This window comes from Caulobacter sp. DMC95 (assembly GCF_056313785.1).
Window position 1 is genome coordinate 19,757 of record NZ_JBQUZP010000009.1, and the last position, 10,729, is coordinate 30,485.

9 protein-coding genes are annotated in these 10,729 nt (G+C 65.6%); 1 reads left to right on the plus strand and 8 read right to left on the minus strand.

Features of this window, described 5'->3' with window-relative positions; all coding sequences use genetic code 11:
* Window positions 1-320: 320 nt before the first annotated feature.
* From ACT53N_RS17935 to ACT53N_RS17950, 4 genes are all read right to left on the minus strand, one after another.
* Window positions 321-2,624, minus strand: coding sequence for a glycoside hydrolase family 3 N-terminal domain-containing protein (locus ACT53N_RS17935; RefSeq protein ID WP_476065154.1), 2,304 nt, complete (start codon window positions 2,622-2,624; stop codon window positions 321-323).
* Between the two features lie 71 nt (window positions 2,625-2,695).
* Window positions 2,696-4,042: a dicarboxylate/amino acid:cation symporter gene (locus ACT53N_RS17940; RefSeq protein ID WP_476065155.1), complete on the minus strand. Its 1,347-nt coding sequence runs from the start codon at window positions 4,040-4,042 to the stop codon at window positions 2,696-2,698.
* A gap of 204 nt (window positions 4,043-4,246) precedes the next feature.
* Window positions 4,247-5,602, minus strand: coding sequence for a sugar MFS transporter (locus ACT53N_RS17945; RefSeq protein ID WP_476065156.1), 1,356 nt, complete (start codon window positions 5,600-5,602; stop codon window positions 4,247-4,249).
* Complete coding sequence (locus tag ACT53N_RS17950) at window positions 5,599-5,643, minus strand: hypothetical protein (protein WP_024265671.1); 45 nt, start codon at window positions 5,641-5,643, stop codon at window positions 5,599-5,601. Before ACT53N_RS17950 ends, ACT53N_RS17945 begins: the two co-directional genes overlap by 4 nt.
* A gap of 169 nt (window positions 5,644-5,812) precedes the next feature.
* On the opposite strand from ACT53N_RS17950, the gene ACT53N_RS17955 reads away from it, so the two are divergent.
* On the plus strand, window positions 5,813-5,980 hold the full coding sequence (locus ACT53N_RS17955; protein WP_476065157.1) for a hypothetical protein: 168 nt from the start codon (window positions 5,813-5,815) through the stop codon (window positions 5,978-5,980).
* Here the strand turns inward: ACT53N_RS17955 and ACT53N_RS17960 are convergent.
* From ACT53N_RS17960 to ACT53N_RS17975, 4 genes are all read right to left on the minus strand, one after another.
* The gene (locus ACT53N_RS17960; RefSeq protein ID WP_476065158.1) at window positions 5,950-7,866 is read right to left on the minus strand and encodes a hypothetical protein; all 1,917 of its coding nucleotides are present in this window, start codon (window positions 7,864-7,866) and stop codon (window positions 5,950-5,952) included. The genes ACT53N_RS17955 and ACT53N_RS17960 overlap by 31 nt on opposite strands.
* Window positions 7,863-8,306 carry a GtrA family protein gene (locus ACT53N_RS17965; protein WP_476065159.1) on the minus strand — a complete coding sequence of 148 codons (444 nt, stop codon included), beginning with the start codon at window positions 8,304-8,306 and terminating at the stop codon, window positions 7,863-7,865. The genes ACT53N_RS17960 and ACT53N_RS17965 overlap by 4 nt, the downstream gene beginning before the upstream one ends.
* A complete protein-coding gene (locus tag ACT53N_RS17970; protein ID WP_476065160.1) occupies window positions 8,303-9,802 on the minus strand; it encodes an NAD(P)/FAD-dependent oxidoreductase in 1,500 nt (499 codons plus the stop codon). Before ACT53N_RS17970 ends, ACT53N_RS17965 begins: the two co-directional genes overlap by 4 nt.
* 134 nt (window positions 9,803-9,936) lie before the next feature.
* Window positions 9,937-10,722 (minus strand): hypothetical protein, encoded by a 786-nt coding sequence (locus tag ACT53N_RS17975; protein WP_476065161.1) that lies wholly within the window; start codon window positions 10,720-10,722, stop codon window positions 9,937-9,939.
* Window positions 10,723-10,729: the final 7 nt, after the last annotated feature.

Here is a 10,729-nt window from a genome sequence, read left to right on the forward strand (position 1 = left end):
CCGATACGCAAGCGCCCCAATGTAGCCACACTAGGCCACATCTCGGTAACCATATTTCCTTTCCAACACCTTTCAACGAGACACGCGGCCGCAGATCGACTTTGTCGGTCAACGCAACCTGAGGAACTCGTCGGGCGAGACCGGAAACCCTAAAAAGGCCTTTCAAGTCAAGGCGTCAGCCCCCTTTGGCTTTGGGGCGCCTCAATACCTGCAAGCGGCCGATCTCTTACCAGTCGACTAATATTCGCGGGCTGGTCGGATCGCCGAGACGCGGTCGAGACGGGCAGACCGTCGTTTTGTTAAGGCTTCCGATTCGGCGTTCAGACCCGGTTGGGCGGTAGAAGCTCGAATCCGCCGGAAAGTCCGTCGACACAGGAATTGGCGATCCAGACGTCAAACATGCCGGGCTCGACGATCCAATAGTCGTTGTCGCCGACGAACATCAGGTTTTCCCGCTTGAGCTCGAACCGGACCTCATGCTCGGCGCCAGGCGGCAACGCGACCCGCTGAAAGCCCTTCAGTTCGCGCACCGGTCGCGTACGGCTGGCCAACCGATCGCGAATGTAGAGCTGCACCACATGCTCGCCGTGGACCTGGCCCGTGTTGCGAACCTTGGCGCTGACACGCAGCGTATCGTCCCAACCCAGCCGGGCGGTGCTGAGCCTGAGATCGGAGAGCGCAAAGCTCGCATAGCCCAGCCCGAAGCCGAACGGATAGAGCGCGTCGTTGCGGATCGACCGCCAGCGCGCCTTGTACTCCTGCGCGTTCGGATCGGCGGGCGCGGGACGACCGGTCGTACGGCTGTTGTAGAAGAACGGCTGCTGTCCGCTATCGATCGGGAAGCTGACTGGCAGGCGCCCGGACGGATTCACCGTTCCAAACAGCACGTCAGCCACCGCGTGGCCCATCTCACTGCCCAGGAACCAGGTGGCCAAGATGGCCGGAGCGTCTTTGACGACGCCTTCCAACGCGATGGCGCGACCATGGCGCAGCAGCACCACCACGGGCTTGCCGGTGGCGGCGACCGCCTCGGCCAGACGTTGCTGGACCGGCGGGATGCGGATGTCGGTGCGGGACTTGGCCTCGCCGGTCATGTCCTCGCTCTCGCCGACCGCCAGCAGGACGATGTCGGCGGCCTGCGCTGCGGCGACGGCGCGCTCGAAGCCGCCGGCGATAGTGGTCTCGACCTCGCAGCCGCGCTCGACGATGAGACTGGCGGGGTCGGCCATCTGGGCGCGAAGCCCCGTGGCGAGATCGACGTTCAGCTTGCGGTCGGCGAAGAAGCCGCCCCATGCGCCCAGCACGTTGTCACGATCGTCGGCGAAGGGGCCGATCAACGCCAGTCGCTTACCTGACTTGGGCAGCGGCAAGAGGTTCTGGTCGTTCTTCAGCAACACGATCGACCGGGCGCCGGACTCTCGGCTCAGCGCGCGCATCGCAGGGGTGGCGGTATGCCTGCGCTCTGCCTCGGGATCGAGGGACCGATACGGATTGTCGAAGAGGCCGATGGCCTCCTTCAGCGCCAGGACGCGCCGGACCGCTTGGTCCACGGCCTCGACGGGCACCGCGCCCGAGGCGACGAGCTCGGGCAGATAGCGGATGTAGAGGCCGCTCTGCATGCTGATATCGATGCCCGCCAGGATGGCCAGGTGCGCGGCGTCGCGATCATCGGCGGCATAGCCGTGCGCCACCAGCTCCTGGTCGGCGGTGTAGTCCGAGATGACCACGCCCTTGAAGCCCCACTCGCCGCGCAAGATGTCGGTGAGCAGGCGTCGGTTGGCTGTAGCGGGGATACCATTGATGTCGTTGAAGGCCGACATCGTCGTCATGGCGCCAGCGGCGAACGAGGCCTGGAACGGCGGCAGATGCGTCTCGCGCAGCGTCGCCTCGGACATCTCGACCGAATTGTACTCCATGCCCGCCATCACTGCGCCGTAGCCGGCGAAGTGCTTGGGCGTGGCCAGCATGCTGTCGGCCGCCTTGAGGTCGCGCCCCTGGAAGCCGCGCACCCGCGCGGCGGCCATGACCTCGCCCAGATAGACGTCCTCGCCCGCGCCTTCGGCCACCCTGCCCCACCGTTGGTCACGCGCGATGTCGACCATCGGCGCGAACGTCCAATGCAGACCCGAGGCCGACGCCTCGACCGCAGCCGCCCGCGCCGTGCGCTCGGCCAAGTGGGGATCGAAGCTGGCCGCCTCGGCGAGCGGGATCGGGTAGACGGTGCGGAAGCCGTGGATCACATCCGCCGCGAACAACAGCGGGATCTTCAGCCGCGAGCCTTCGACCGCCGCCCTCTGGGTCTCGAGCGCGGCTTGCGCCCCGACACCATTCATCAGCGTCCCGATCCGTCCAGCCTTGATCTCGGCCGTCAGCGTCTGGGCGTTGCGGATGTTGACCAGTGGATTCATGTCGCCGATCGGCGGGCGGATCATGTCGGCGAAGCACGAAAGCTGGCCAGCCTTCTCCTCAAGCGTCATCTGGGCCAGCAGCGCCTCGACACGTCCCGAGGCGCGGGCGAAGGCCGGAGGCGCCGTCACGGCCAAACCCGCCAGCGCGGCTGCGCCGGACAGGAATCCGCGTCGGCTGGGCCCAGCGGGGCCGCCGGTCTTCGTCTTCAAGGCCATGGAATCCCCCGGGGACGCTTCACGAGGCGCGCAAACTCGCCGCTAAAGCATCGCCGTGCAACCGCGCTCGCCTATTCGGCCGCGTGGAGCACCCCGTCGAGCGAGGAACCCGGGGCGTTGTAAGCCTCCAGGTCCAGAATGCCTTCCCGCTTGGCGACAAGAGTCGGGACCAGCGCCTGGCCAGCGACATTCACCGCTGTGCGCCCCATGTCGAGGATGGGATCGATCGCCAGCAGGAGGCCCGCGCCTTCCAGGGGCAGTCCTAGGGTGGACAGGGTCAGGGTCAGCATCACAGTCGCGCCCGTAAGACCCGCCGTCGCCGCCGAGCCAATCACTGACACGAAGACGATCAGGACATAGTCCGACCAGACGAGCTGCACCCCAAAGAACTGAGCGACGAAGATCGCGGCGATGGCTGGGTAGATGGCGGCGCAGCCGTCCATCTTGGTGGTCGCGCCCAGAGGCACGGCAAAGGCGGCGTAGGCGCGCGGCACGCCCAGGCGCGTTTCGGTCACGGTCTCGGTCACGGGCAGCGTGCCGATGGACGAGCGCGAGACAAAGCCCAACTGGATGGCCGGCCAGGCGCCCCGGAAGAAGCGGATCGGGTTCAATCCGTTCAGCGCCAGCAGGCTCGGATAGACGACCAGCAGCACCAAACCCAGACCCACATAGATGGCCACGGTGAAGGCGCCGAGCTGTCCCAGCGTGGTCCAGCCGTATTGCGCCACCGCATTGCCGAACAGGCCGACCGTGCCGATCGGCGTCAGGCGGATCACCCACCACAGCACCTTGCGGACAATGGCCAAGGCCGAGGCGTTGAACTTCAGGAAGGCCTCGCCCGCTTCGCCGACCTTAAGAGCGGCGACGCCGGTGACCAATGAGATGACCACGATCTGCAAGACGTTGAACGACAGCGACGTGCTAGCCGCGCCCGCGTCGGAGATCTTGGTCGAGGCGGCGAGGCCCAGGATATTGACCGGCACGAGACCCGTCAGAAAATCGAGCCAGGAGCCATGCGTCTTCGGCGCCTTGGCGGCGGCGGCGTCGAGGCTGGCGTGCAGGCCGGGCTGCAGGACGAGGCCAAGCGCGATCCCGATCAGCACCGCGATGAGGGCCGTGATCGCAAACCAGAACAGGGTCCGCCACACCAGTCGGGCGGCGTTCTGCATCTGGGCGATGTTGGCGATGCTGGCGACAATCGCGGTGAACACCAGCGGCGGGACCAGCACGCGGAGCAACTGGACGAAGATCTGCCCTACCTGCCGAAGCGTCTCGGCCAGGGCGTAGCCGCCCTGCCCTTCGGCCGGTCCAAGGTGACGGGCGAGGAGCCCTAGACCGAGGCCCGCCACCATGGCGATCAGGACCTGCGCCCCAAACCCGCCGATGAAGCGGCTGCTCTTGCTCTGGGTGGCGGCCATGACGTTCCTCGACAATCGTATCGGGTGAATGTCGTGTTGCGCGCTGGGATTTACGAGCGAGGTTTTTCCACGGGCGCCCCCAGGAAAACTGAAGCGCCTAAAAACGCGGCGATCCGCGTCGTGTCACTCACGCCCTCGCCCCAAAAAGAACCCCGGGAGGACGAACCTCCCGGGGGCGCTTGCAGGGCAGTATCAGGCGAAGAGCTAGTGGCCGCCGGCCACACCCTCCTGAATCTCGTGGGTCGGGGCCTTTTTGGCGACTAGGGCGAACCACAGGACATAGACGTAGCAGACCAGCGGGGCGGCGAAGCCCATGGCCATTGAGCCGGTCATCTCTTCGATCTTGGCGAAGGCCAGCGGCAGGAAAGCGCCGCCGACGATGGCCATGCACAGCAGGCCCGAGGTCGCCGAGGTCGGCGCCGAAGAGCGCTGCAGGGTCAGGGTGAAGATCGTCGGGAACATGATCGAGTTGAACAGGCCGACCAGCAGGGCCGCGAAGGCCGGGATCAGACCCGTCGTCACCGGCGCGGAGGCCAGCAGCAAGTTCACCGTGCCAGCGTGCGCGCTGGGCGTCATGTCCTTGGTCAGGATCACGACCACGCAGAGGGCGATCGCGCCCACGGCCACGATGGCCAGCATGGTGTAGTCTTTGATCGTCTTCAGCAGGGCCGAGCCCGCGAACCGGCCGATCATGGCGAAGACCATGTAGAAGGTCGTCAGCTTGCCAGCCTGCTCGGACGAGATGTCCAGGATATGCGCCTGCTCGAGGAACAACAGCAGGTGCAGCGAGATCGCCACCTCTGCGCCGACATAAAGGAAGATGCCGATCGCGCCGAGGTTCGCCCACTTGGACGTCAGGGCGGTGAACGGGTTGACCAGCTGGCCAGTCTTGGGCGCGGCGTCGGTGATCTTCTGGCGGACCATGAAGATCAGCAGGATGAACAGCGCCAGGCCCAGGCCGATGGCGAGGTAGACGTTGCTGACGAAGCCCAGCGCCTGCTCACGCATGGCGTCGGTGATAACGACGTCCTTCTCGAAGATCTCGCCCTTGAGCAGGAAGTTCGCGCCGAACCACAGGCCGCAGGCCGCGCCTAGCGAGTTGAACGCCTGCGAGAGGTTCAGGCGGAACGAGGATTCCTCGGGCTTGCCCATCGAGGCGATCAGCGGGTTGGCTGCGACCTGCAGCAGGGTGACGCCCGAGGCCATAACGAACAGGCCGACCAGGAAGACGCCAAAGACGTGCAGCTTGGCGGCCGCAATGGCGATGAAGCAGCCGGCGACAATGCCGCCCAGGCCCACCATCACCGAGCGAGCGTAGCCCAGCTTGGAGAGAAACGCCGCCGACGGCAGCGACATGATCCCGTAAGCGATGAAGAAAGCGAAGCCGGTAAGGCTGGCCTCAACCGGCGTCAGGGTGAAAACCGTCTTCATGGTCTTCAGCAGCGGGTCGAGCAGGTTTGTGACCAGCGCCCAGATAAAGAACAGGCACGTCACATAGACGACGGCGAGTTTAACGCCCCCGCCCTTGGTCGTGGTCTTGGCGATCGCGGCGTCGGTCATTGGCCGACACCTCCGAGGTTGAACGTCAGGAACGCAATCACTGCACCACTCCCTAGTGACGATATGTCAGATCCGTCTTCGCGCGGATGTCGCATTCACCGGAAACGTGACAACGTTGTCAACCATATGCGTTGATTTTCTGGTGTTTCGAGCCTCGCCGGAGGAACTTCAGCGCGCCTTCTGACTTGTTGGGCCAGAGGAGAATCCACCATGTCGGTTCTGGCGATCCTGGCGATTTCGAGCGTTTTCGTGCTGGCGGCGATCGTCGGCCTAGCCGACGCTTTCGTTCATTTTGTCTGCTGGGGCGCCAGGCGACTGACGACGCCCCCGATAGCCGGCGAACCGGTTCAGGCCGCCCGGCACGGAATCACCGCGTAGCGGCGAGCCGTCATCCAGCGACGCCCTGCGGCGTCGGAAAGGTCCTCGACATACGGAGCGCGCGGCGACCACTGACGCACGCCGGGGACCGAGACGAGGGCCCCCTCTCCGTCCCAGATCGGCGATACAATCCAGGCCGGCGCGTCCCGCGCAGCGCAGAAGGCGCGCACCTTAAACCCTTCGATAGGCGGCGGTTTCAGAGCCGGCGTCGTCAGCGGCCGGATCCAATCGGGTCCGGCAAGACCGGCCGCCTCAAGACGCTGCGCCCTGCTCCAAAGCGCCTCGGCCAATGGATGAGAGAAGACCACACCGGCGCTTTGCACCTTGCTCATCCAGCTCGGACGCCCGGCAGACACCCACGGCTCGACATCCCCGGCCAGCCAGAGCAGCTCGCCGGGGCGGCTGGCGATCAGGGCTGTGAGGTCCGGGTCGCGCCCCGCGTCGCGATGGCGGACATAAGCGGATCGGTCGTCCCACAGCACCAAGGCCAGAAGCCCAACGACGAGCAGGCCCGCCCAACGCAAGGACAGGCTCGGCGCCTTCCAGCCTCGCGCCAGCCAGAGCCCGACCACGATCGCAATCGCTAAGCTGGGCAGATCGCTGCCCCAAACGAAGCCTTGGCTGAACGGCCAGCTCTCCGGCATCCGGACCAGCGAGCGTTCCAAAGCTATGCTTCTGAGCGTCGCATAGCCAATAGCCGCGAGCGCCAGCAGGCCGGTCGCCGCGCCTGCGTAGATCTTGGGCCGGCTCAGACGCATCCGGTCGCCGAGCAGCACGAACGCGAGCCCGATCGGGGCGGTGAAAAGGCCAAGATCGCCAATGTCACGGACCATCCAGGCCACGCCAAGGAACGCCAGCGCGATCAGACCGCTTGCGCCGCGCCCGGGAAGCTCGGCGCAGAGGACCGCCAGACCGATCAGCGACAAAACCGCCAAGGGCTGCAGGGTTCGCCAAGTCTGGGCTTGGAGGAAGAGCAGCAACGACAGGCCATCGCCCAGGATGGCCGTCGCGACGACGCCCGCAAGCCCGGCGATCAAGGCGCCCAGCGCCAGCCTGCGCGGCGCGCCGCTCAACAGGGAGGCGGCGGCGGCCAACGTGCAGGCTTGCACGCTCAGGCGTCCCCAGGCTTCGCTGGACCATAGGCTGGGGAACAGGATCGGGCTGCGCGTCTCGACGATGGCGCGCCAGGCGGGATCCATCACCGTCACGATCCGGTCGGCCAAAGGCAGATGCAGCAGTCCCCCGATCGTCACAGCCGCGAGGACGGCCATACCAGCCCACAGCCAGCGCCGATCCTCCAGGGCGATGGCGAGGACGATAGCGGCTGCCGCGCACAGACCCATGATCGGATGGAAGAGCATGCCCGCCACGCAAACGCCAAGGCTCAGGATACGGCGTGCGGAAAGATAGGCGGCCATGCCGAGCAGACCCGCCGCCTCGGCCAGACCGCGTGGCGTGGCATAGGGCTCGCCGAAGCCGATGACATCGAGCGGTCCATAGAGCGACGGCAAGGCGACCGCGAAGACGAGGGCGGCCCAACGCACACCGGTCGATCTGTCGGGCAGCAGCCGCTCGACCAGAAGCACCAGGGCTGAGAACCAAAGTACAAGGGTCAGGAGGACGATCGTCAGCGTCCCGCCCGAGATTCCAAGACCGTCGATCAGTCGCGCCAGCAGCGGCGTGTACAGACTGAATCCGAACTGCCCGTCATGGACGAAGAGCAGATCCTTGCCGACGCCTTGGGGGTCCAGCTTGGCCAGCGCGTCGGCGACATAGAGACGGCCATCATGGCGTATCCCCTGGAAGGGCCGGCTGATCAGGAACAGCCCGAACGCCGCTAGCCAGCCGAACCAGCGGCTGTCAGCGAAGCGCTCCAGCCGGTTCACGACCGGGCGATGTCGGCGCGCGGCGCGCGGAACAGCAGCGCCCGGCGGACGGTGAAATTGAACAGGAAGACGAGGCAGGCAGTCGGCCCCTTGGCCGAGGCGGGCGTCATGCCGAAGGCCTCGACCCAGACGATCATCAGCCCTTGTGTCAGAAGCAGGCCCGCAAGGCCCACGCCAAGAAAGCCAGTGAACTCCCGCCAGCGGTCGGCGATCGGCCGGTGGGCGAACACGACCCGGATGGACAGAGCATAGGCCACGCCGATGCCGACGCAGAAGCCAAGTCCCGACGCCACCAGGTAGTCCACGCCCATCCAGGTCAGCAGAACCAGCAGCCCCCAGTCGACCGCCAGCGCGGCGGCGCTGACCAGCCCATAGAGGATCAGTTCCCGAAAGCCCTCCGGCAGGAGGCGCCAGATCGGTCCGGCCAGGGTGAAGATCATGCGGCGACCTTCGTGGGCACGGCGCGCTGGCTGCGCAGCGCCTCACGCGCGCCCGAGACGCCGGCTTCGCCGTACTCGGCGTCCTCGTTGACCTCCCAGACGTCGTGGATGATCTCACCGGCGATGATGTTCTCGGCCGTCAGCAGGCCGGTCATCATGGCGTGGTCCTGGTTGTTGTATTTGTGCATGCCGTTGCGACCCACCAGGTGCAGGCCCGGGAAGTGCATCTTCAGGTCCAGACGGATCATCTTCACGTGCTCGGCGTAGGCGTCGTCGTAAACGGGATAGGCCTTGGGCTGGCGCACCACGCAGGCGTCGTAGACGTCCGCCGGCGCCATAAGGCCGATCTTGCCGATCTCCCGCTTGGCCTGAGCGACCAGGTCTTCATCCGAGGTGACCCAGAGGCCATCGCCCTCGAAGCAGAAGTACTCAAGACCCAAACACGTCGAGACGCCGTCCGGGATCATCTCCGGCGACCATGAGCGGAAGTTCTGCACGCGGCCGACCTTCACCGACGGGTCGTGGATGTAGATCCAGTTGTCTGGCAGCTCCTTCTGCGGTTTGCCGATCAGCACCACGGTGATGAAGTCGCGGTACATCAGCTCGCCGGCGTGGAAGACGCTGATCGGGGTGGGGCTGATTGACTGCATCAGCTCGCGGATCGGCGCGGACGAGACGACGTTATCAGCCGTGTAGATCTCCTTGCGGCCATCGGCGCAGGTGACCGCGACGGTCCAGATCTTGGCCATCTTGTCATAGTGCAGACCATCGACCTTGCGGCCCATGCGCACGTCGCCGCCCAGGGCCATGACCTTGTCGGCGCAGGCCTCCCACATCATGCCGGGGCCCTTGCGCGGATAGCGGAAGCTCTCGATCAGGGTCTTGGGTCCGCCCTCGGCCGCCTTGCCGCGCAGGCCCAGCGAGCGCTTGACGCCGTCGATGATCGCCGCCCCCAGGTCCAGCCCCTTGATCCGCTGGCTGGCCCAGTCGGCCGAGATCTCGTCGCAGCTCATGCCCCACACCTTCTCGGTGTAGGTCTTGAAGAAGATCGAGAACAGCTTCTCGCCGAACTGGTTGCGCACCCACTGGTGGAAGGTGGTCGGGGCCGCGATCGGGTTCAGCTTGGCCCAGCCGAACGAGGCCATGCACTTGGCGGCCGTCCAGACGCCCAGATTGGCGAGCGCCTCAAAGGCCTTCAGGGGATAGGCGTAGAACTTCTCGCGGTAGTAGATGCGCGACAGGCGGGGACGGTCGATAAAGTCGTCGGGCAGAATCTCGTTCCAAAGATCGACGATCTCCTTGCTCTTTGAGAAGAAGCGGTGACCGCCGATGTCGAACTTGAAACCCTTGTAGTCGACGGTCCGACTGATCCCGCCGACATAGGTCGGGTCCATCTCCAGCACGGTCACGCCGCGCCCGGCCTTGGCCAGGGTATAGGCGGTCGTCAGGCCGGCCGGACCGGCCCCGATCACCAGGGTTTCCACGTGCTGGCCCATATGGCCCCCTCTCGTCCCATTCCAGTACAGGATGGTCGGTGATGGTTAAGGCGATGTACCCACGCGTGGTGAATTCCGGTTAATCGCCCAAGCGAGACGATTGGTCGCGGGTTGTGACCCGCCCCGGGGCTGACCTACCGATACCCCAACAACTCTCGCAGACCCGGCGCGTGGAAGTCCACCACCCGCTTATGTGTGTCGGACAGCACCTTGGGCACCTCAACCGTGACCTTGAGGTTCTCACGGGCGGTGCGGCTCTCCTTAGGGTCGGCGCCAGCCTCGACCCGCTCGCGCCAGTCGGCGGGCAGCTCCAGGCCACAATCAGAAAGGAGTTGGCGGAAAAAGGCCTCCGCACGCTTGGAGCCGAGATCCTTCAGGCTCTCGACGATGTCCTCGTAACGGACGACGACCGCATGGGAGCCCATCCACGCCACGGCGTTCATGCTGAAAACGTCTTTCAAATCCGGCACGCGGCCATGCGCGCCCAAGATCATCATCATGATGACGTCCTCGATCGCCGCGCCGCCGTTCTTGATATGCTCGAGGTTTCCCTGGAATTCGTCAGACAGATAGAAGCGCGCGCGCGCCAGCACCCAGTCATAGGGATCGCGCACCAGCACGATGTGACGGGTGTCGCGCAGGGCCACCGCCGACTCGTCCGAGAACAGCATGTGCCCCCAGCTGATCATCGGCTTGTCGGCCAGGAAGGCGTCCCGGCTGCGCGACAGCAAGGCGTGCTGGATGTACTCGCGCCGCCAGTGCTGATCGGGATGCACGAACATCCGCAGGATGTTGCGGATCAGGTGTGTTCCCGCCTTCGGGACGCTGTTGAGGAACACCGATTGGGTAAGCCGCGCGCGCTCGAAACGCTGGCCGATCTCGTCGAGATTGTCGGGCTTACCCCGGATGATGGCGTTCACGCGAACA

Coding starts and splice junctions, on each gene's coding strand:
- ACT53N_RS17965 (WP_476065159.1), bottom strand. CDS start 8,306: ATGATCTTCACCCTGGCCGGACCGATCTGGCGCCTCCTGCCGGAGGGC.
- ACT53N_RS17945 (WP_476065156.1), bottom strand. CDS start 5,602: ATGACCGACGCCGCGATCGCCAAGACCACGACCAAGGGCGGGGGCGTT.
- ACT53N_RS17940 (WP_476065155.1), bottom strand. CDS start 4,042: ATGGCCGCCACCCAGAGCAAGAGCAGCCGCTTCATCGGCGGGTTTGGG.
- ACT53N_RS17955 (WP_476065157.1), top strand. CDS start 5,813: ATGTCGGTTCTGGCGATCCTGGCGATTTCGAGCGTTTTCGTGCTGGCG.
- ACT53N_RS17970 (WP_476065160.1), bottom strand. CDS start 9,802: ATGGGCCAGCACGTGGAAACCCTGGTGATCGGGGCCGGTCCGGCCGGC.
- ACT53N_RS17935 (WP_476065154.1), bottom strand. CDS start 2,624: ATGGCCTTGAAGACGAAGACCGGCGGCCCCGCTGGGCCCAGCCGACGC.